The organism is Legionella cincinnatiensis (assembly GCF_900452415.1).
GTDB lineage: Bacteria > Pseudomonadota > Gammaproteobacteria > Legionellales > Legionellaceae > Legionella > Legionella cincinnatiensis.
On sequence record NZ_UGNX01000001.1, the window covers coordinates 1,644,798 to 1,663,843 of the forward strand.

Here is a 19,046-nt window from a genome sequence, read left to right on the forward strand (position 1 = left end):
AAAAAATTAAAGATCAAATAATTGAACGGGCCAAAGATGATAGAAATGTTGTACTGGTCCGTTTCCTAAACCCACGCTTTCATCTTTAGCAGCCTGAATTGCGTTAAATAAATAAGTTTTTGCAATACTACACGCCTTAATTAAGTCAATTTTTTGAGCGAGGCAGGCTGTAATTGCTGCCGAAAGAGTACAGCCAGTGCCATGAGTATTAGAGGTATTTATTCTTGGATTTATGAACCAATGAGATTTGCCATGAGATCTTATAAGTAAGTCATTGGAGTTTATTGAATTTAAATGTCCACCTTTTAACAAAACGTTTTTAGGGCCAAATTCTAACAATTTTTGCCCTACAGATAACATTTCCTCTTCCGATTGTGCAGTAAGTCCAGTAAATGTAGCTGCTTCAGGAATATTGGGAGTGATTAGGGTTGCTAGAGGCATAAGTAAGGTGATCAATGCATCAATAGCTTCGGGTAATAATAAAGCATCGCCGCTTTTAGCAAGAGTTACAGGATCGATAATAATAGGGATATTTTTTGCTTTTCTTTTAAGAAATGAAGCAACTAATTGAATAATCTCACTATTGAATAGCATGCCTATTTTGATGCTGTCAGGTCTAATATCATCAAATAGTGCATTTAATTGATCTTCTATGCTTTGTAGTGGCAGAGTATAACAATTTCTCACACCACATGTATTTTGTATGGGTAGTGCTGTAAGTACAGTCATACCATAACAGCCTAGAGCAGAAAAGGTTTTAAGATCCGCTTGAATGCCCGCACCCCCAGAACCATCAAATCCTGCAATTGATAAAGCTTTATATTGCATATAACCTACATTACTTACCAAGCTGCAATTTTTTCTTCAGGCCGCAAAGAGCATTCTTCGGAAATTGATCCATCGTTACATACAACAAAACCAGTAGTATTGTAGGTGGTGACGACTCCTCCTTTCCACAAACAGCAGCCTCTAAACAGTTGCAAATCCATTACAGCATGGGGAGTACAATAACATGCGGAATAAAATCCATTTTTACAGACTAGCCGGCCGGCAGAAGAGTCACAGTAACTAACGCCACCCATTTGGCTGCAACAACCAGATACATATCCAGACTGCGCACCTGATTGAGCATATGTAGGCGAGGTAAGCAAACAAAATAGACTGGCATAAAATAAATTTTTAAATGATAGCATCTGATTTCTCTTATTATTTTTTAATTTTAGGATAGCATATTGGTTTAAAAATTATTAGATAAAACCGAAATTATCTCCAGGAAATTAGGGTAAAGTCTTAATAAATAACTGGTCGCTAAACCTGCTAAAAGACCAAATAAATGCGCCTCCCAGGATACTCCCTTTTCTTTAGGAAAAATTCCCAAGAATATGCCCGCAAAATAGTACAGGCTAATCACACCTAAGATTAAAGTTGTTACAGTACCATTTTGATAGATATTACTCACTAATAGGCCCCAATAACCGGTAATTAAACCACTTGCACCCACATGTAAACCTGGTTTGGCAAAACACCAAATAGCAATACCGCTTAATAAGGTAATTAGCAAGGTCACAAAAATGAAGTAGTTAAGCCCATTAATTAAAATAAAATTACTTAAGACCACCAAAGGAATAGAGTTAAAAAATATATGATTGAAATCTGCATGCAAGAGTGGTGCAAAAAGAATACCAGGTAATCCACGAATATGCCTTGGGATAATTCCCAACAGTAAAATTCTTCTATAAATAAAGCGAATTACCAAAAAGAAAAACCAAGGAATTAAAAGAATAATAGTGAGGATTGAACTATTATTTTTTGTTTGAATAATGATTAACTCAAGGCTATTATTTAATTCTTCAAGCATATATTACTCTTGTATTTGTGTAACCTCACAAGTCAGATTTCCCTCTGCTAAGCGAACATTTATTGTATCGCCGACATGCACTTGCCCGCTAGCAAGCAGTACTTTATTTTTTTTAGTTGCAATCGCGTAGCCTCTATCTAGAGTCGCTAATGGACTTACGGCGTGTAAAGTCGACAATTGAGTACTTAATTGATATTTAAGCTGGTTTAATTTAGCGTGCATGAGTTGGGTTAATTGTGTCGAAATTTGTTGTAAATTAAGTTGAATTCGGGTGATTTTTGTTTTTGGGTTGCTTGTTTTTAGATTATTTGTATCGAGATGTAACCGATGTTTTTTTTGTTTGATGATGTAGTTCATGTGCGAAATAAGTTGTCTTTCTAAATAATCTGTAGTTTGCCAGTAGTGAGAAATGGCTTTTTGTGGCGATGATATTTTATCCATTAAGTGATGTAGTTTTATTTGATATTTTTGCAAAAATCGATGCATTGCGTCATGCAAACGTGTTATTGAATGATTTAATAATTTGAGGAGTTCATGACAATCAGGAGTTGCTGCGATAGCCGCTGCTGTTGGTGTTTCTGCTCTATAATCCGCAACAAAGTCAGCAATGGTAAAATCAGTTTCGTGTCCTATTCCAGATACAATGGGGATAGAGCTGCTTGCGATTTGACGAGCTAACTGCTCATCGTTAAATGCCCACAAATCCTCAATACTTCCACCACCACGAGCAAGAAGGAGCACATCACTACGTTTTTCTCTATTGGCACGTTGTAACGCTTGAATTAGTTGTTGTGCTGCTCCAGCACCTTGAACTTCACTGGGGTAGATTAAGACGTGGGCTAAAGGAAATCGTCGTGCAAGTGTTGATAATATATCACGAATTGCAGCTCCAGTGGTTGATGTGATTACCCCAATAGTACGCGGCATAGAGGGAATAGGGTGTTTGTTTATTGAAGCAAATAATCCTTCAGCAGCCAATTTATTTTTTAATTCTTCAAAACGTTGATACAGTGCTCCTAGACCTGCTTCGGTAACTTGCTCTACGATCAATTGATAATCGCCACGTGCTTCGTACAAACTTAATCTTCCGCTTACAATGACATGCTGACCATCAGATAACTTATTTGTAGGTGCGCTGTGGCGGTTTTTAAAATAGACACAGCGAATTTGGGCACCATTGTCCTTTAAAGTAAAATAGTAATGTCCAGATACAGGTTTACTTAGATTTGAAAGTTCTCCTTCAACGTAAACTATACCAAGTTCATTTTCAAGATAGCTTTTTACCTGGCGGTTAAGTTGGCTTACTGTGAGTATCGCACTTGGTGTTTTCATAAACTAAAGGGGTTCCATAGTGAAGTAAAAAAGAGCCAAATTGTAAAATACAGGCATTAGTTTTGTCATGCAGGAATTTTTTACATTTTATAATGCATTTTATATTATCAAAATCAGGCAGCAAAATTTATAATTGCTATCGCAAGACAGGAGTATCTTGGCAAATATTATAAGAATAAGCTATCATTCTCGTTCTAAAAATATAAATAAAAAATAAAATGAATTCTGCACAAAATAGAAAATTAAATTTTTTTATATCTTTTTGGCTCTCTCTTATGACAATGAGTTTAGTGGGGTGTGTTGACTTATCCGGCGGTAGAGCCTCCGTTAAAAAGCCAATACCTAAGTCTTCTCAACCTATAATGGCTCAATCTAGCAAACAACCTGTAAAAAAAGCAGTTAAGATGAGTAAGTCTCAACCTTACAAAGGCGAAGTACATACAATGTTGGGCGGTCTTGGATTATTCAGTACAGGAATGAGAACACTCAGTGACACTGTAGTGGATGAGTGTAATATTACAGCGCCTAGTGATATGTGGTATAATGCGGGTAATGTGACACGTAAAATTGTTTCTTATTATCAAACACATAAAATACATAGACCTATTATTCTCGTAGGTCATTCTTTAGGTGCAAATGAGCAAATCAAGGTTGCGCGTAATCTTAATAAAGTTGGCATTCCAGTTGACTTATTAGTTACTGTTGATGCGGTGTCACAAACGATTGTTCCTCCTAACGTAAAGTATGCAATGAATTTTTATAAGCCTAGTTTTGTACCTATGTTTAGTGGGTTAAGGCTTAAGGCTGTCGATCCTGAAAAAACTCGTATTGATAATATCAATGTGACTGAGGTAAAAGGAATAACAGTGAATCATTTCACTATTGATAAAGATCCTATTGTACAAGCTATGATAATGAAAGAAGTGAAAAAGGTGTTGAGTAATGCAAATAAAGCAAATGGGTAAAGACCATTGTCCTCGTGTCTGTGTTATAGGAGCAGGTCCAAGTGGGCTTGCTGCAATTAAAAATTTGCAAGAACAGGGTGTAAAAAATATCACCGTTTTTGAAAAAAATAATCAAATTGGTGGTAACTGGATTTATGATGAAGAAAATGATCATTCCAGTATTTATGAGACGACCCATATTATCAGTTCAAAGCGTTGGTCTGAGTTTGAAGATTTTCCAATGCCACATCATTATCCTGATTATCCTTCTCATCGATTGGTTTTAGATTACTTCCAAAGTTATGCGGATCATTTTAATTTAATTAAGTACATTCGCTTTAATACCCAAGTTTTAAATGCGGTACCCATTAATCAAAATCAATGGAAGGTAGTTTTCGAAAACGAGCAGGGTATTGGTGAGGAGTATTTTGATTATTTATTAGTGGCTAATGGACATCATTGGGATCCTGTTTTGCCAGAATATCCCGGCGAATTTTCTGGTCAGATACTTCATTCTCACCAATATAAAAAGGCTTCCATATTTAAAGGACAGCGTGTTTTAGTGGTAGGAGGGGGCAATTCTGCCTGTGATATTGCTGTCGAAATAGCAAGAGTTTCACCTAATACGTGTATCAGTATGCGTAGAGGGTATCATATTTTTCCTAAATTTGTATTTGGAAAGCCTACTGATGACGCGGTGGCAAAAATCCGATGGATGCCTTCTTGGCTGCGACAGAAAATTTTGAGTTTTTTTGCGCGTATCCTTCAAGGTCGCTATGCAAAATATAAGTTAATGAAGCCAGATTGTGGTCCCTTAGAAATTCATCCAACTATTAATACAGAGCTTCTTTATTTTATTCGTCATGGAGAAATATTTCCTCGCCCAGGAATGACTCATTTTGACGGTAAACGAGTATATTTTACTGATGGTAAATGCGAAGAATTTGATACAATCATTTTTGCTACCGGTTATAAAATTAGTTTTCCTTTCCTTGATAAGGTAGTGGCTGATTTTAGTAATTCTACTAAGATTCCACTTTATCGAAAAATGATGCATCCAAATTTTGATACACTTTATTTTATTGGTTTATGTCAACCACAAGGGTGTATTTGGCCATTGGCTGATTACCAATCAAAAATTGCAGCACGCATTATTATGGGTACTTTGCAGCGTCCCGAAAGTCTACATGAAAAGATAGAACTTGAAATGAATAAACCTCATTACCGGTTTAAATCACATATTCGACATGCTTTAGAAGTAGATTATCATAAATTTCGTCGCGAGCTCATGGATATGTTAGAAGCGTAACTGAGGAAGTATTCGAGGAAATGGTGTTAACTTGATAAGTTCAGTAATATAAGTTCAGTAATATTAGTACATGTAGCCCGGATTGACGCGGTCGTAATCCGGGAGTTTTGTACCACGCCTTCCCCCGGATTACGGCTTTGCCTAATCCGGGCTGCAGAAAAACAGAAATCAGTTTTCCTTAAGCTGGCACCATTATACGTGAACGCTTACTTTTTTGACGTATACTACCCAGTGATCACAAAAGTGTATGATTGAGTTTCTATGAGGAGTTTTTAGATTGTCGCTTAATAAGAGCACTCATTAATTTTTCAATGTTAGTCACGTGGGGAGTTTCTTGAAGTATCATGGCCTTAGTTCGTTCTTCACAATATCCTTTAACTTCTTTATCAGGAAAAATATAGAATTTTTTTTGTTCAACTTCGTGGATTATATATTCAGCAATATCAAGAGCAGGTCGGGAGTGAGATAAAAGTGACTTCAACATTTCTTGGAATTGTGAAGGGGTATGTTCGTTGGAAGATAACAATGCTGTATCCGTAAATGAAGGAAACACTACGGAGATATTTACCGGTTTTTCCATACGTTCTAGATCAAAATATAAAGATTCAGATAAAGCTAAAACTGCATGTTTTGACATCGAATAAGAAGGAGTCTGCGAACCTGTACAAAGAGCGTATAAGCTGGCTATATTAACGATATGCGAATAAAATGTTTGTTGAAATAAGAAGGGCATAAACGCCTGAATCATATGAATCATTCCAAATAAATTAACGTCCATTACTTTTTGAATGTGTTCAGGGCATAAATCCCAAATCGGGCTTAATTGGCCTATAATACCTGCATTATTATAAATCCAATCGACACGTCCCAACTCAAACTGAACTTGTTGAGCCAATTGACTCACGTGGTTTGGCTTGGTTACATCACAACAAACTTCCAAAATTTTTTCTGGAAATAAAGCCAATAATCGGGTGGCTTCATTTTTAAGTTTACCACTATCTTTATCCACCATAACTACAAAATGCCCTTGTTGTAAATGAACTTGGGTTAATGCTAATCCAATTCCATTTGCAGCACCGGTGATAACAGCTACTTTCATTTTATTTCCTTTGCTATAATTTTTTATAATCTTAACAAAATAAAGGATCTATTTTGAAAAACGGCGATGAAATACCACAACCTGATGAGTTTCCTAGTGTGCCGGATGAGTATCCAGACAATCCAGAGCCTCTTGAGCCAGATGATCCTGGATTACCTGAACCTGAGCCATTAGAATCCCCAGAACCAGATTTAGAATAATTTGCACCGTAAAGGCCACATTCGAAACATATGCGGGTGTGGCTTAGACGGTATTTATTGATGCATTTTGCGTGAAAATGATACTTTGGCAGTCATCATCTACCTGCTCGATGCTTCGCTCTATAAAGGTCATTTTTATTCAATATGCATTAAATTCATCTTTTCGCCAAAACCCAAGCCTACCTCGAACATACGATTTTTAAGCTTAGTGAGTTATTGCTTTACACCTCTTAATAAAAAATTGTGGCAGTCGAGTTATAAATATCAAGTATTTAATCTCAATCATATGCATTAGGTTCCATTGATGAGTTGATCTAATGCATTACCTATATCTTTAGCCCTCATTAAACTTTCTCCGACAAGAAAAGTATTTATGCCATGAGATTGCATCAAACGAATATCTGCGTGAGTATTAATTCCACTTTCAGTAATGGCTATTCGGTCGTTGGGAATATAGTGTTTTAAATCAATACTCAATTGTATCTCGGTATTAAATGTATGAAGACTACGATTATTGATTCCTATTAATGGAGTAGGTAAACATAAAGCACGTTCGAGCTCTTCTTGAGTATGACTTTCTACAAGGACGGCCATACCAAGCTCCTGAGCTAATTGGCAAAACTCAGCTAACTGAACATCATCAAGTAAGGCGACAATAAGTAAAATACAGTCAGCACCTAGAGCCAGACTTTCATAAATTTGATAAGTATCAAGAATAAAATCTTTACGTAATACGGGTAGGTTACAATGCATTTTTGCTTGAGCTATATAATCAGGATGGCCTTGGAAAAACTCAATATCAGTAAGTACAGAGAGACAACGCGCTCCATGTAGCGCATATATTGTTGCAATTTCTGCTACATTAAAATCTTCTCGAATTATTTCTTTGCTAGGGGAGGCTCGTTTAATTTCTGCGATAATGGCTGGTGTTTCTTTAGTTTGTAGTGCTGTAAGAAAGTTTCTTTGCGCCATGATTGGTTGTTGTTTTAGTAAATCTAATGGCTTTTTTTTCTTAGCCAAACTAATTTCTTCTAATTTTTGTTGCGTAATACGCTGTAATACACTATTCATGATTTGATTCTTTGTTTAAAGTTTGAGTTAATTGTCGAAGTTGTATAAAGCATTGTTTGGCTTTACCACTATCTATAGCGATTTTAGCGTGTTCTAATGCTTGTTCAAAAGATAATTCTTTACTAGCACAATAAATAGCTGCTGCAGAGTTTAACAGTACTATATCTCGTGCAGCTCCTATTTTTCCGGAAAATACTGCTTGGATATAGTCTAAGCTTTGAGCAGGTGAGTCCACAATAATGTCATCCAAAGATCTGTGGTTGATACCATAATCTTTAGGATTAATAATCCAATGATTGTATTCACCTTTTCGATATTCAACTATATTTGTAGGGGCTGCAATACTGATTTCATCTAAGCCATCTTGAGAACTAACTACTAAAGCTCTTTCACTCCCTAAACGAGCAAGAACAGAAGCTAATGGCTTTTGCCAATTCGCTGAAAAGACTCCTACCACTTGTTTTTTTACACGCGCAGGGTTAATTAATGGACCAAGTAAGTTAAATAAAGTTCTTATCCCTAATTGTTGACGCGCTACTCGAGCATATTGCATCGCCGGATGATAATGTGGGGCAAATAAAAATGTTAAACCATATTGTTTCATGCAAATTTGCATTTGCTCATCGGTAAGATTTAGTATAAATCCTGCTTTCTCTAATAAATCAGCGCTACCACTACGACTGGAGACTGAGCGATTACCATGTTTTGCAACAGGAAATCCCGCGCTTGCGACGACAAAACTACATGCAGTAGAAACATTAAACGTATTTTTTCCGTCTCCACCAGTACCTACTATATCAATTAAATTTGTCCCTAATTTTATATGATGTGCTAATTGCTGCATTACTTCTGCTGCAGCAATTAGCTCTTCAGTAGTTTCACCTTTCATGCGCATGAGCGCTAAAAAAGTAGCAATTTGAGCATCGCCATATTCACCAGACATACACGCATGAAGAACATCATGCATTTGTTCAGGACTTAAATTCTTTTTAGCGATTAGGTGTTCAAAGAGGAGATTAGGTTTCATATTTTAAAAAATTTTCTAATAGTTTTAGCCCATGCTGGCTTAATATTGCTTCTGGATGGAATTGTAGACCAAAAATGGGGTATTGACGATGTGAAATTGCCATAATGGTATTATCTGTCCATGCATCAATCGAGAAACAATCAGGAAGACTGTCTTTATCAACCGCTAGGGAATGATAACGGGTTGCTTTGAATTGATTGGGTATGTTGGTAAATATTCCTTGCTGATTATGTAAAATAGTTGATGTTTTTCCATGCATTATTTCTGGAGCAGATATAATTTTGCCGCCAAAAACCTCTGCAATACATTGATGTCCAAGACAAACTCCTAATATGGGGATATCTTGATAAAAATTATCAATTACTTCCATAGAGATGCCAGCATCCTTAGGCGCTTTGGGCCCAGGAGAAATCACTAAGTAAGTAGGTCTTAGCTTCTTTATTTGCATCAAACTAATTTGATCATGAGCGAAAACAATTACTTCTTGGTTTAAGCATTGAAAATATTGCACTAAATTGTAAGTAAATGAGTCGTAGTTATCGATGATGAGTAACATGTTCCATTAAAATTTGAATTAATAATCGTAGTTTAAAGTAGTCGCCCGAGTTCCACTGCGCTACGTCCCGAATTTTCTACACAACTTAACGAAAAGTTGGTGCTATTAATCTATTGTGTTTCATTTATAAGGTAAAGTCTTCGCCTAGATAAACAGCCCTTACTTGTTGGTTAGCCAGTATAATATCCGGTGTTCCTTCACACAATATTTTTCCTTGGCTGACAATATAGGCGCGTTCACAGATATCTAAGGTTTCTCTTACATTATGATCAGTGATGAGTACGCCAATGCCTTTATTACATAAATGTTGAATAATTTTTTTAATATCAATGACCGAAATTGGATCGACTCCAGCAAAAGGTTCATCAAGTAGAATAAAAGAGGGCTCTATAGCCAAGGCTCTAGCAATTTCGACACGCCGTCGCTCGCCTCCAGATAAGGACATGCCTAAGCTCTTCTCTAGATGGGAAATATGAAATTCTTGAAGCAAAAGATCGAGTTTTTCCTCTCGAGCTTGTTCACTTAAATCAGATCTCAATTCCAGTATCGCCATAATATTTTCTGCAACAGTAAGCTTACGGAAGACAGAGGCTTCTTGAGGGAGATAGCTGATTCCCAAGCGAGCTCGTTGATGCATGGCATTTGATGTAATGTCTTTTTCCGATAAGAAAATTTGACCTTCATCACAAGCTTGTAGTCCCACTATCATGTAAAAACAAGTCGTTTTTCCAGCACCATTAGGGCCTAGCAAACCAACACATTCGCCTTTGTTGATGTGAAGGGTAATTCCATCAACCACTGTTCGTGATTTAAAAGATTTTTTGAGGTTTCGGGCTTCTAGAATACTCATGACGGTTTCTTTTCTGGATGATAAATAATCATTATTCTTTTGCTGCCATCGCCTTGAGATAAAACATGCTGTTTTTCAGTATCATAGCTTATTTTGGTTGCAGAGAACGAGTTATTTCCTTGTTCAACTCGGGCATTTCCTATTAATTCAATTAAATGGCGCATAGGATAATAACGTATAGTATCAGCATAGGCATGAAGGGGAGGTTTTTTAGGGTCTGTTGTAGTCCAATAATGAGCTTGTTGTCCTGGAACTCCGCTGGCTATGGCTACCACAAGCTGATTTTTTTCGTTACCTAAGGTGATTGCTTTAGTTGCCCGTAGATTTGTTGTCCCTTGTATCAACTCAACATTGCCCGTATAAACCCCTTTATGTTGTTGTTGGCTCAAATCTGCTGAGTCGGCCATTACATGCATGACTTTTTCTTTATCTTCAGACAATGCATATGAAGAACAAGCAAATGTTAAAAAGAACCATAAACTGAACCACCATTTAAAACAGTGGTGTGACATACTATAACTAACCATTCGCTGGAACATAACTTCCTCGGGCTCGATGAAGTAACTCTACTCGTTTTTCATCTAGATAAGCATTCATTCCAGTAGATTGAACGACGTTACCTGATTGTTCAAAAGTTACTAAAATGTTAGAAATTGCTTTTTTTTCTTTTGGAAAGTAAGTGACCTCTTCAGTTTTTAAGGTGCTTTCTTGGGATTTATTGCCTTTCTTCTGATGTACAATCACGTTACCTAGAAACGTAACTTGTTTACCTCCTTCAATGGATTTGCCTTTTTCTGAGCGAATATCCCAAGGTGGTTGTTCGTCTTGACTTACAATAATATGAGGATTTTCAAATAAATAAACATTGTCTTTTTGAATATGTTGCATGAGTGGTGCGGTTAATAAATTCGCTAGAGTACCTTTTTGATTAAACTGGCGCACGGTTACATGAGAAATTGTAGTATCTACTGAATTTGCCAAAGTTTCATGATCCAGACGAATTATTGTTGTGGAATGGCTGTAATACCATCCTGAACAAGCTAGAAGAATTAATGTAAAAAAAAGCCACATGAATTGTTTTGCTGCGTTCATTGTTTTAAATAACCTGCTATAGCTAAATCCATTTTGCCCTGTGCATTAAGAATAAAGTCGCATAGTTCACGTACAGCGCCACGACCGCCTGGTAAAGTAGTTTGCCACATCGCAATTTCTTTAACTAAATATGTTGCATCAGCAACAGCAACACTAAGTCCTACCTGTTGCATAATAGGAATGTCTGGAATATCGTCACCTATGTAAGCGAAGTGTTCATCTTTTAGGTTTAATGTCATTTTGAGTTGATTGTAAGCCTCTTTTTTATCTATTTTATCTTTATAATAATGAGGAATACCTAATTGTTGCATTCGATGATCAACTAATGGATTACGAGATCCAGTAATCACAGCGACTTCAATACCGATTGCCATGAGTAGTTTTAACCCAACACCATCATGAATATGAAATGTTTTCTGCTCATTACAGTGAGTATCAATATATAAAAAACCATCCGTGAGTACACCATCGAGATCACAGATGAGGCATTTTATATTTTTTGCTTGTTCTATTAACTTGATCATTAAAAAACACCAGCTTTTAATAAATCATGAAGATGAAGTACGGCAGCAGGCCTTTTTTCTTCATCAATTACAATTAGGGACGTTATACTGTATTTTTGCATCATAGCTAAGGCTTCAGCAGCAAGCATTCCCTTGTAAATAGTGCGTGCATTACGTGTCATTACTTCTTTAATCGGAGTAGTATTAATGTCGTATTGACGTGTTAAAGTTCGTCGAATGTCTCCATCGGTATAGATACCAGTAAGATATCCTTTATTATCAATCACACAAGTCATCCCGAGTTTTTTATCGGTTACTTCAATAAGTGCCTCACTAACAGTTGCATTTTCATGCACAAGCGGTAACTGTGCTCCTTGATGACAGAGATCGTCAATACGTAATAAAAGCCGTTTGCCTAAAGAGCCTCCCGGATGAGATAAAGCAAAATCCTCTTCACTGAATCCTCGAGCTTGTAAAAGAGCAATGGCTAGCGCATCTCCCATCACTAAGGCTACTGTTGTACTGGTTGTGGGTGCTAACCCAAGGGGGCATGCTTCTTGTTTAATGCTGACGTCTAAATTCACATCCGATGCTTTTGCTAAAGCGGACTCAGAATTGCCGGTTAAGGTGATAAGGGGTATTTCTAATCGCTTTAGTAAAGGAAGTAAGGTGACCAGTTCCACCGTATTACCTGAGTGGGATATGGCGATCACGGTGTCTTGTCGCGTAATCATTCCCAAATCACCATGACTTGCCTCACCGGGATGCATAAAAAATGAAGGACTGCCTGTACTTGATAAAGTAGCAGCAATTTTATTGGCTATATGTCCTGATTTTCCCATGCCAGTTACAACGATCCGTCCTTTACAGGAAAGCAGCAACTCGCAGGCTTTTTCAAATCTGTTATCAATTCGTTGGCTTAATTCAAATACGGCTTGTGCTTCAGTTTCAATAACGGCAAGTCCAAGTTTACAAAAATTCATAAGCTTATTTTGTTTTTTTGTTTAATTTTGATTCTAACAAAAAAACATTTGAATAAATAGAATTAAATAACTCATTTTTTTTTGTGATCCAGTATATACTTCTACTTTTTGCTAAACCGGAAAAAGAGAGCATGCCTGAAAATTGGGTTGAAATAAAGAACTTAATATTTACTCGCGAGAATCGCCGCATCTTTGATGGCATTAACATGAACGTTAAACGAGGTAATATTACCGCGATCATGGGACCAAGTGGTTCTGGAAAGACGACTTTATTGCAGCTAATTGGTGCGCAGTTAAAACCCGATAGTGGTGTTATTCATGTAAATGGGCAAAATATGCATCAATTGCCTCGTAAAGCTTTATATGAAGCAAGACGTGATATGGGGCTTCTTTTTCAAAGCTCTGCCTTGTTTACCCATCTATCAGTATTTGAAAATGTTGCTTTTCCTTTAAGAGAGCATACGCAATTAAATGCATCCATGTTACGTAACATTGTATTGATGAAGCTTGAGGCTGTTGGTTTGCGAGGAGCTGTTGATTTAATGCCAGCTCAGTTGTCTGGCGGAATGGCAAGGCGTGTTGCTTTAGCACGTACAATTGCTTTGGATCCAGAGCTTATGATGTACGATGAGCCTTTTACTGGACAAGATCCCATTTCATTAGGAGTTTTGGTTCGGCTGATTAAAAGATTAAATGAGTTGTTGCATACGACAACAATCATTGTTTCTCATGATGTAGAAGAAACATGTTCAATTGCAGATTACATTTACCTTATTTTTGGTGGAAAAATTATAGGAGAAGGAACCCCCCAAGAATTAATACAATCTACCGAACCTCAGGTGAAGCAATTTATGCATGGGGAGGCAGATGGAGTGGTACGTTTTCATTATCCTGCCAGACCATATACGGAGGAGCTATTAGATGTTTGAATTCATAACGCGTATAGGTAGCCGCGGTTCAAGAATCTTACAAGACTTGGGTAGTTCCGGTTTATTTTTATTTCTCATGTTATTCAGGAAACCCAATATTTCAAAGCTATGGTCTTTGGTACGTTATCAAATTTATTTTGTTGGGGTATTATCCTGCTTAATTATTATTGTTTCAGCTTTATTCATTGGTATGGTAGTTGGTTTACAAGGCTACAATACTTTGCAAAAATTTGGTGCTTCAAGCCAGTTAGGCCAATTATTGGCCTTAAGTATCTCCAGAGAACTTGGACCAGTAATCAGTGCTTTGCTGTTTGCGGGTCGAGCTGGTTCCGCTTTGACTGCTGAAATTGGTTTAATGAAAGCAACGGAACAATTATCCAGTATGGATATGATGGGTGTTGATCCTTTAGGTAGAGTTATTTATCCTCGATTTTTAGCTGGTTTTATTGCTTTACCTCTTTTGGCATTAATTTTTTCAGCTGTAGCCGTCTTTGGAGGGTATTTTATTGGTGTACATTGGTTAGGAGTAGATGCAGGGAGCTTTTGGTCCAATATGCAGGCAGCAGTTGATTTTCGTATTGATGTACTCAGTGGTATTATTAAAAGCTTAGTTTTTGCTTTTGTTGTAACCTGGATATCGGTATTCCAGGGATTTGAATGTGTGCCTACTGCAGAAGGCATTAGCCAGGCGACGACTAAAACAGTAGTTTATTCTTCGCTTGCAGTATTAGGACTTGATTTTTTGTTGACTGCAATGATGATTGGAGACTGGTAAATGAATAAGCAACGTTACGTAGATTTTAGTGTTGGCCTGTTTATGTTGCTTGGTGTGTTGGCCTTATTGATTATGACCATGAAAGTGAGTAATTTCTCAAATTTCATGTCTCAAGACCATTATCAGGTAACCGCAGATTTTACTGATATTGGTGGTTTGAAAGTTAGGGCACCTGTTACAGTGGCTGGAGTTAAAATTGGAGAAGTAACGCATATTGAATTGCAGCCAGGGGAGCTTAATGCAAAAGTAACAATGCGCTTGAGAAATGATAAAAAAATTCCTTATGAAGATACTTCAGCACGAATTTTGACTGAAGGGTTGCTTGGCTCAAATTACATTAGTATTGTGCCGGGCTTTGAAGATGAGGAGAGTAAAGATCATCCTTATTTGCAAAATGGAGATGTGATCGATAAAACTCAAGAAGCAATAATTTTAGAAAATTTAATTGGTCAATTACTGTTTAACATTAAAAAATAAGGGTTAAAAACATGAGAATAATAAAAACCATCTTATTCGTTATAGGTGTGATTGTATCTCCATTAATGAGTGCTGCACAAAACTCTCCTATTCCTATGTTAGAGGAGACTGCCAATAATATTATTGCGACCCTTAAAGAAAATAAGTCCAGCTTGAAAAGTAACCCTAATATCATCTATCAAGCTGTGGAAACGCATTTACTGCCTATTGTGGATGTGGTTGGAATGTCTCGTTCTGTTTTAGGAAGGCAAGCATGGACTAAAGCGACAAGTGCACAAAGAGTACAATTCTCTAAAGCATTTACTCGTCTCGTCATTCGTACTTACTCTAGTCCTTTAGCACAATATGCTGATGAGAGTGTGCAGTTTTTACCTTTAAGAGGCTCTTTAAATTCCAGATTTATACGAGTTAACAGTATTATCGTTCGTCCAGAAGGCCAAAACATTCCTTTATCTTATAGCCTTGTTGCTAAAAATGGTCAATGGAAGATTTATGACATTAGTGTTGAGGGCGTGAGCTTGTTACAAAGTTTTAGATCACAATTTGCCCAAGCTTTACAAAATTCCAGTATTGATGATGTGATTAAATTGATGGAAAAGAAACAACTTAAAAGGGCTTCTTAATTGTGGATAGAGTTTATTTTAAACCTGATGTAGATCTGACATTTAAATCAGTAGTAGAAGTACGCTCGAAGCTCTATCAAGCTTTGACGGAAGATAAAAGTGGTCTATTTACTCTTGATTTAAGTAACATAAAGCATTGTGATAGTGCAGGTTTAGCATTGCTTATTGAGGCCAGAAAGCTATGCAAAAAAAGCCATAAAGCTTTTGAAGTTATTGGAATGCCTGCTGAAACACAATCTTTGGCAGAGTTTTGTGGTGTAAAGAGTATATTAGAAACAGTATAATACGTTTTGATTACATATGTAGCCTGGGTGGAGGCATGGCCGTAACCTGGGTTTTCTTTTTATCTGGAGAGTAGAAATATAGGTTGAATGTAACTTCTTTAATAAGTCTGTGCAAAACCGTAGAAAAAAGCAGTTTCCCCAGAGAGTTATTGAGAATTTATGATTGAATTACCTAACAGTTTGTATTTATTTCAATTTGTGAGCTAATTTTAATGTTGAAGAACGAAGAAATTGAACAGAAGTTTAAAGCCATTGAAGATGTTTATTACGTTAAAGTGGAGGGGGATGGTTATCACTATCAAATAACCATAGTAAGTGATATCTTTTTAAATAAATCCAAAGTAGCCAGACAACAATGGGTCTATGCGCAACTGAAAGAATTGATTACCACTGGTAGGCTTCATGCAATTAATATGAAGACGTGGACAAAAGAAGAATGGGGGAAGCAACATGGATAAATTATTAATTAATGGCGGTAAAGCATTACATGGTGAAGTGGTTATTTCTGGGGCGAAAAATGCGGCTTTACCAATAATGGCGGCGAGCTTGCTTGCAAGAGATCATGTAACGATTTCAAATGTTCCTCATCTTAAAGACATTACAACGATGATGGAGTTATTAGGCCAATTGGGTGCTCATTTAATTGTTGATGAAAAAATGAATGTCCAAGTTGATGCCAGTCAAGTGAATGAGTTTGTTGCTCCTTATGATTTGGTTAAAACAATGCGTGCTTCAATTTTGGTGTTGGGGCCTCTGTTAGCACGTTTTGGTAAAGCAGATGTATCTTTACCCGGGGGATGTGCTATTGGAACACGGCCTGTTGATTTGCATTTGAAAGCATTAAAATCTATGGGGGCTGATATCACCGTTAAAAATGGTTATATTAATGCTCATTGTAGACGTGGTCGTTTGCAAGGTAAGCGCATCATGTTTGATACGGTTACAGTAACGGGCACAGAAAACATATTAATGGCTGCAACGCTTGCTGAAGGAACAACAATTATTAAAAATGCAGCACGAGAACCCGAAGTAGTTGATTTGGCTCATTTTTTAACTCAAATGGGCGCTAAAATTTCCGGTGCAGGAACTTCAATTATTGAGATCGAAGGCGTCTCCGATCTTTCGGGTGGAGTTTATTCTGTAATGCCCGATAGGATTGAAGCAGGAACTTATCTGGCAGCTGGAGCTTTGACCCGAGGACATGTTACGGTCAAGCGAGTACGCCCTGATACTTTATTATCCCAACTCTGTAAATTTGAGGAAGCAGGGGCTGAATTAGCAATTGGTGAGGATTGGGTAAGTCTTAATATGAATAACCAACGTCCTCAAGCAGTAAATATTTCTACAGCTCCGTACCCAGCTTTTGCCACAGACATGCAAGCTCAATTTATGGCAATGAATTCAATAGCAGATGGATCTTCGACTATAGTTGAGACAATATTTGAAAATCGTTTTATGCATGTACAGGAGTTACAGCGCATGGGAGCTCAGATTCAGTTAAATGGTAATACTGCAATAATTAATGGTGTGGAGAAATTAACTGGTGCACCAGTAATGGCCACTGATCTACGTGCGTCAGCCAGTTTGATCTTAGCGGGTCTAGTCGCTGAAGGTGAGACTTCGGTTGAGCGTATTTATCATGTAGACAGAGGTTATGAACGTATAGAAGAAAAATTATCTTTACTAGGTGCTGATATTAAGCGAGTTTCTGAGCGGTGATTACGCGAGAAGAACTTTCATTATACCTGCATCAATTATTGAGTTGCGAACGTTATAATGATTACGCACCTAATGGAATACAGATTGATGGTAAATTACAGATTAACCGAATTTGCACTGCAGTAACTGCTTCTGATGATGCAATTGCTCAAGCAATCTCATGGGGTGCAGATGCACTTTTGGTTCATCACGGCTATTTTTGGCGTGGCGAAGCGCCAATAATTACTGGAATGAAGCGGCATCGGATTAATAATCTTTTACGAAATGATATAAATTTGTTTGCTTATCATTTACCTTTGGATTGTCACCCTGAATTTGGAAATAATGCCTGCTTGGCTAAATTGTTTGAGGTCGATTTGATTCATATGCACCGTGCGGGCACTACAGATAATTTGCTGTGGTCAGGCAAACTCTCGCAAACAATGAGCCCTACAGAGTTTTTAGAGTTTTTAGCAAAAAAATTGCAACGGACTCCATTACTTATTGTGGGTAGTGATAAACCTATCACCTCTATTGCTTGGTGTAGTGGAGGAGCTCAAGATTTTATAGAAAATGCATACCAATTGGGTGTAGATGCGTATCTTAGCGGAGAAATATCCGAACGAACCTATTATCAAGCAAAAGAATTAGGCATTCATTATTACTCTTGCGGGCACCATGCAACAGAGCGATATGGGATCCAGGCTTTAGGAAATTATCTGACATCTCAATTTGAGCTTGAGCATTTATTTATTGATAGTGAGAATCCCATTTAATCCCAGCTCGAGCCTTATCTCGAGCTGAGCCCTAAGAAATATTAATGATGAATATCTAAAGGTGCAATGTTTCCTATAGTAAATGTAGGTCCATGATCACCAGGTTCATAACTTTCTGGATTTTGATTATCCAGAACCTCTAACTGAATGCTTATTCCATCAAGTGAAAAGCTTGCCATTAATTCTTTCCCCATTTGTGCAGCAAGAATTTCCCAAAATACTTCAGCAGGAAATTCTTCAGAGGGCTCTAGGTATTTTAAAATAGTGGTACGCAACACCCGATAATCAGGATATTTACTGCTCGGTAAGTTTTTTTTATAAGCATAACGGACGTATACGCTAAGAGTTTGCCCTGACTGCCTAGTTGTATGATATTGAGGAATGACGAATTGAAAATAATTTCTTTCATTATTGTCTTCTTGCTGAGTTACAGCCCATGATGATATAGACCAATAAGAAATTACTAAAATTAATAAAATATATTTTTTCATTGAACTCTCCAAATAAATACCAACTTATGATGAAAATCATTGATAAAAGTGATTTAAAAATGTGTTTTAGCTATTGGAGAACGACGAGGTGGTTTATAGATGCGTGTTTTAAATCCTGTACATAGGATTAGTAAACAAAGCGTAAAAGAAAGTAAGCACAAAAGTGAAT

General features: G+C 37.0%; 25 protein-coding genes. 11 read left to right on the forward strand and 14 right to left on the reverse strand.

What is annotated here, in order from left to right:
* Positions 1 to 6: 6 nt before the first annotated feature.
* Genes thiD through xseA form a run of 4 tightly spaced genes read right to left on the reverse strand, consistent with a single transcriptional unit; the run spans position 7 to position 3,190 of the window.
* Positions 7 to 828 (reverse strand): bifunctional hydroxymethylpyrimidine kinase/phosphomethylpyrimidine kinase, encoded by an 822-nt coding sequence (gene thiD / locus DYH34_RS07285; RefSeq protein WP_058466212.1) that lies wholly within the window; start codon positions 826 to 828, stop codon positions 7 to 9.
* 14 nt (positions 829 to 842) lie between these two features.
* On the reverse strand, positions 843 to 1,193 hold the full coding sequence (locus DYH34_RS07290; RefSeq protein WP_058466213.1) for a hypothetical protein: 351 nt from the start codon (positions 1,191 to 1,193) through the stop codon (positions 843 to 845).
* Positions 1,194 to 1,237: 44 nt separating this feature from the next.
* Complete coding sequence (locus tag DYH34_RS07295; protein ID WP_058466214.1) at positions 1,238 to 1,858, reverse strand: rhomboid family intramembrane serine protease; 621 nt, start codon at positions 1,856 to 1,858, stop codon at positions 1,238 to 1,240.
* 3 nt (positions 1,859 to 1,861) lie between these two features.
* Positions 1,862 to 3,190, reverse strand: coding sequence for an exodeoxyribonuclease VII large subunit (xseA, locus tag DYH34_RS07300; protein WP_058466215.1), 1,329 nt, complete (start codon positions 3,188 to 3,190; stop codon positions 1,862 to 1,864).
* Between the two features lie 218 nt (positions 3,191 to 3,408).
* On the opposite strand from xseA, the gene DYH34_RS07305 reads away from it, so the two are divergent.
* Together DYH34_RS07305 and DYH34_RS07310 are read left to right on the forward strand one after the other, a co-directional pair.
* Positions 3,409 to 4,155 (forward strand): hypothetical protein, encoded by a 747-nt coding sequence (locus tag DYH34_RS07305; protein ID WP_058466216.1) that lies wholly within the window; start codon positions 3,409 to 3,411, stop codon positions 4,153 to 4,155.
* A complete protein-coding gene (locus DYH34_RS07310; RefSeq protein WP_058466217.1) occupies positions 4,133 to 5,443 on the forward strand; it encodes a flavin-containing monooxygenase in 1,311 nt (436 codons plus the stop codon). Before DYH34_RS07305 ends, DYH34_RS07310 begins: the two co-directional genes overlap by 23 nt.
* Before the next feature lie 259 nt (positions 5,444 to 5,702).
* Here DYH34_RS07310 and DYH34_RS07315 read toward each other — a convergent pair whose 3' ends face one another.
* Complete coding sequence (locus tag DYH34_RS07315; protein WP_058466218.1) at positions 5,703 to 6,542, reverse strand: SDR family NAD(P)-dependent oxidoreductase; 840 nt, start codon at positions 6,540 to 6,542, stop codon at positions 5,703 to 5,705.
* Positions 6,543 to 6,595: 53 nt separating this feature from the next.
* Between DYH34_RS07315 and DYH34_RS18010 the strand changes: the two genes are divergently transcribed.
* Positions 6,596 to 6,742, forward strand: coding sequence for a hypothetical protein (locus DYH34_RS18010; RefSeq protein WP_165481795.1), 147 nt, complete (start codon positions 6,596 to 6,598; stop codon positions 6,740 to 6,742).
* A 291-nt stretch (positions 6,743 to 7,033) separates the two neighbouring features.
* On the opposite strand, the gene trpC is transcribed toward DYH34_RS18010, so the two are convergent.
* From trpC to DYH34_RS07355, 8 genes are all read right to left on the reverse strand, one after another.
* Positions 7,034 to 7,813, reverse strand: a complete 780-nt coding sequence (trpC, locus tag DYH34_RS07320) for an indole-3-glycerol phosphate synthase TrpC (RefSeq protein ID WP_058466219.1) — start codon at positions 7,811 to 7,813, stop codon at positions 7,034 to 7,036.
* Positions 7,806 to 8,840: an anthranilate phosphoribosyltransferase gene (trpD, locus tag DYH34_RS07325; protein WP_058466220.1), complete on the reverse strand. Its 1,035-nt coding sequence runs from the start codon at positions 8,838 to 8,840 to the stop codon at positions 7,806 to 7,808. Before trpD ends, trpC begins: the two co-directional genes overlap by 8 nt.
* On the reverse strand, positions 8,830 to 9,396 hold the full coding sequence (locus tag DYH34_RS07330; protein ID WP_058466221.1) for an aminodeoxychorismate/anthranilate synthase component II: 567 nt from the start codon (positions 9,394 to 9,396) through the stop codon (positions 8,830 to 8,832). Before DYH34_RS07330 ends, trpD begins: the two co-directional genes overlap by 11 nt.
* 124 nt (positions 9,397 to 9,520) lie before the next feature.
* Entirely contained in the window at positions 9,521 to 10,246 is a 726-nt protein-coding gene (lptB, locus tag DYH34_RS07335; RefSeq protein WP_058466222.1) for an LPS export ABC transporter ATP-binding protein, read from the reverse strand.
* Positions 10,243 to 10,758, reverse strand: coding sequence for a lipopolysaccharide transport periplasmic protein LptA (gene lptA / locus DYH34_RS07340; protein ID WP_274519452.1), 516 nt, complete (start codon positions 10,756 to 10,758; stop codon positions 10,243 to 10,245). Before lptA ends, lptB begins: the two co-directional genes overlap by 4 nt.
* A gap of 7 nt (positions 10,759 to 10,765) precedes the next feature.
* Positions 10,766 to 11,338 carry an LPS export ABC transporter periplasmic protein LptC gene (gene lptC / locus DYH34_RS07345; protein ID WP_058466224.1) on the reverse strand — a complete coding sequence of 191 codons (573 nt, stop codon included), beginning with the start codon at positions 11,336 to 11,338 and terminating at the stop codon, positions 10,766 to 10,768.
* Complete coding sequence (locus tag DYH34_RS07350; RefSeq protein WP_058466225.1) at positions 11,335 to 11,862, reverse strand: KdsC family phosphatase; 528 nt, start codon at positions 11,860 to 11,862, stop codon at positions 11,335 to 11,337. Before DYH34_RS07350 ends, lptC begins: the two co-directional genes overlap by 4 nt.
* Positions 11,862 to 12,824, reverse strand: coding sequence for a KpsF/GutQ family sugar-phosphate isomerase (locus tag DYH34_RS07355; RefSeq protein ID WP_058466226.1), 963 nt, complete (start codon positions 12,822 to 12,824; stop codon positions 11,862 to 11,864). Before DYH34_RS07355 ends, DYH34_RS07350 begins: the two co-directional genes overlap by 1 nt.
* 131 nt (positions 12,825 to 12,955) lie before the next feature.
* Between DYH34_RS07355 and DYH34_RS07360 the strand changes: the two genes are divergently transcribed.
* The 8 genes from DYH34_RS07360 to DYH34_RS07395 all read left to right on the forward strand — a co-directional run bounded on the left by DYH34_RS07360 (position 12,956) and on the right by DYH34_RS07395 (position 18,386).
* Entirely contained in the window at positions 12,956 to 13,753 is a 798-nt protein-coding gene (locus tag DYH34_RS07360; protein WP_058466227.1) for an ATP-binding cassette domain-containing protein, read from the forward strand.
* Positions 13,746 to 14,528: a lipid asymmetry maintenance ABC transporter permease subunit MlaE gene (mlaE, locus tag DYH34_RS07365; protein ID WP_058466228.1), complete on the forward strand. Its 783-nt coding sequence runs from the start codon at positions 13,746 to 13,748 to the stop codon at positions 14,526 to 14,528. Before DYH34_RS07360 ends, mlaE begins: the two co-directional genes overlap by 8 nt.
* Positions 14,529 to 15,005: an outer membrane lipid asymmetry maintenance protein MlaD gene (mlaD, locus tag DYH34_RS07370; RefSeq protein WP_058466229.1), complete on the forward strand. Its 477-nt coding sequence runs from the start codon at positions 14,529 to 14,531 to the stop codon at positions 15,003 to 15,005.
* A gap of 11 nt (positions 15,006 to 15,016) precedes the next feature.
* Positions 15,017 to 15,628, forward strand: a complete 612-nt coding sequence (locus tag DYH34_RS07375) for an MlaC/ttg2D family ABC transporter substrate-binding protein (RefSeq protein WP_058466230.1) — start codon at positions 15,017 to 15,019, stop codon at positions 15,626 to 15,628.
* Positions 15,629 to 15,630: 2 nt separating this feature from the next.
* Positions 15,631 to 15,912 (forward strand): STAS domain-containing protein, encoded by a 282-nt coding sequence (locus DYH34_RS07380; protein ID WP_058466231.1) that lies wholly within the window; start codon positions 15,631 to 15,633, stop codon positions 15,910 to 15,912.
* Between the two features lie 212 nt (positions 15,913 to 16,124).
* The gene (locus DYH34_RS07385; RefSeq protein ID WP_058466232.1) at positions 16,125 to 16,370 is read left to right on the forward strand and encodes a BolA family protein; all 246 of its coding nucleotides are present in this window, start codon (positions 16,125 to 16,127) and stop codon (positions 16,368 to 16,370) included.
* Positions 16,363 to 17,631, forward strand: coding sequence for a UDP-N-acetylglucosamine 1-carboxyvinyltransferase (murA, locus tag DYH34_RS07390; RefSeq protein WP_058466233.1), 1,269 nt, complete (start codon positions 16,363 to 16,365; stop codon positions 17,629 to 17,631). The genes DYH34_RS07385 and murA overlap by 8 nt, the downstream gene beginning before the upstream one ends.
* On the forward strand, positions 17,628 to 18,386 hold the full coding sequence (locus tag DYH34_RS07395; RefSeq protein ID WP_058466234.1) for a Nif3-like dinuclear metal center hexameric protein: 759 nt from the start codon (positions 17,628 to 17,630) through the stop codon (positions 18,384 to 18,386). Before murA ends, DYH34_RS07395 begins: the two co-directional genes overlap by 4 nt.
* A gap of 41 nt (positions 18,387 to 18,427) precedes the next feature.
* Here the strand turns inward: DYH34_RS07395 and DYH34_RS07400 are convergent, their stop codons facing one another.
* Complete coding sequence (locus tag DYH34_RS07400; RefSeq protein ID WP_058466235.1) at positions 18,428 to 18,877, reverse strand: hypothetical protein; 450 nt, start codon at positions 18,875 to 18,877, stop codon at positions 18,428 to 18,430.
* Between the last annotated feature and the right edge of the window lie 169 nt (positions 18,878 to 19,046).

What these genes read in the sequence shown, in the direction of transcription:
- DYH34_RS07360 (WP_058466227.1), top strand. Translation starts at nt 12,956, where the DNA reads ATGCCTGAAAATTGGGTTGAAATAAAGAACTTAATATTTACTCGCGAG.
- xseA (WP_058466215.1), bottom strand. Translation starts at nt 3,190, where the DNA reads ATGAAAACACCAAGTGCGATACTCACAGTAAGCCAACTTAACCGCCAG.
- murA (WP_058466233.1), top strand. Translation starts at nt 16,363, where the DNA reads ATGGATAAATTATTAATTAATGGCGGTAAAGCATTACATGGTGAAGTG.
- DYH34_RS07330 (WP_058466221.1), bottom strand. Translation starts at nt 9,396, where the DNA reads ATGTTACTCATCATCGATAACTACGACTCATTTACTTACAATTTAGTG.
- lptA (WP_274519452.1), bottom strand. Translation starts at nt 10,758, where the DNA reads ATGTCACACCACTGTTTTAAATGGTGGTTCAGTTTATGGTTCTTTTTA.
- DYH34_RS07305 (WP_058466216.1), top strand. Translation starts at nt 3,409, where the DNA reads ATGAATTCTGCACAAAATAGAAAATTAAATTTTTTTATATCTTTTTGG.
- DYH34_RS07310 (WP_058466217.1), top strand. Translation starts at nt 4,133, where the DNA reads ATGCAAATAAAGCAAATGGGTAAAGACCATTGTCCTCGTGTCTGTGTT.
- mlaE (WP_058466228.1), top strand. Translation starts at nt 13,746, where the DNA reads ATGTTTGAATTCATAACGCGTATAGGTAGCCGCGGTTCAAGAATCTTA.
- trpC (WP_058466219.1), bottom strand. Translation starts at nt 7,813, where the DNA reads ATGAATAGTGTATTACAGCGTATTACGCAACAAAAATTAGAAGAAATT.
- DYH34_RS07400 (WP_058466235.1), bottom strand. Translation starts at nt 18,877, where the DNA reads ATGAAAAAATATATTTTATTAATTTTAGTAATTTCTTATTGGTCTATA.
- trpD (WP_058466220.1), bottom strand. Translation starts at nt 8,840, where the DNA reads ATGAAACCTAATCTCCTCTTTGAACACCTAATCGCTAAAAAGAATTTA.
- lptB (WP_058466222.1), bottom strand. Translation starts at nt 10,246, where the DNA reads ATGAGTATTCTAGAAGCCCGAAACCTCAAAAAATCTTTTAAATCACGA.
- DYH34_RS07290 (WP_058466213.1), bottom strand. Translation starts at nt 1,193, where the DNA reads ATGCTATCATTTAAAAATTTATTTTATGCCAGTCTATTTTGTTTGCTT.
- DYH34_RS07385 (WP_058466232.1), top strand. Translation starts at nt 16,125, where the DNA reads ATGTTGAAGAACGAAGAAATTGAACAGAAGTTTAAAGCCATTGAAGAT.
- DYH34_RS07315 (WP_058466218.1), bottom strand. Translation starts at nt 6,542, where the DNA reads ATGAAAGTAGCTGTTATCACCGGTGCTGCAAATGGAATTGGATTAGCA.
- lptC (WP_058466224.1), bottom strand. Translation starts at nt 11,338, where the DNA reads ATGAACGCAGCAAAACAATTCATGTGGCTTTTTTTTACATTAATTCTT.
- mlaD (WP_058466229.1), top strand. Translation starts at nt 14,529, where the DNA reads ATGAATAAGCAACGTTACGTAGATTTTAGTGTTGGCCTGTTTATGTTG.
- DYH34_RS07350 (WP_058466225.1), bottom strand. Translation starts at nt 11,862, where the DNA reads ATGATCAAGTTAATAGAACAAGCAAAAAATATAAAATGCCTCATCTGT.
- DYH34_RS07355 (WP_058466226.1), bottom strand. Translation starts at nt 12,824, where the DNA reads ATGAATTTTTGTAAACTTGGACTTGCCGTTATTGAAACTGAAGCACAA.
- DYH34_RS07295 (WP_058466214.1), bottom strand. Translation starts at nt 1,858, where the DNA reads ATGCTTGAAGAATTAAATAATAGCCTTGAGTTAATCATTATTCAAACA.
- DYH34_RS07375 (WP_058466230.1), top strand. Translation starts at nt 15,017, where the DNA reads ATGAGAATAATAAAAACCATCTTATTCGTTATAGGTGTGATTGTATCT.
- thiD (WP_058466212.1), bottom strand. Translation starts at nt 828, where the DNA reads ATGCAATATAAAGCTTTATCAATTGCAGGATTTGATGGTTCTGGGGGT.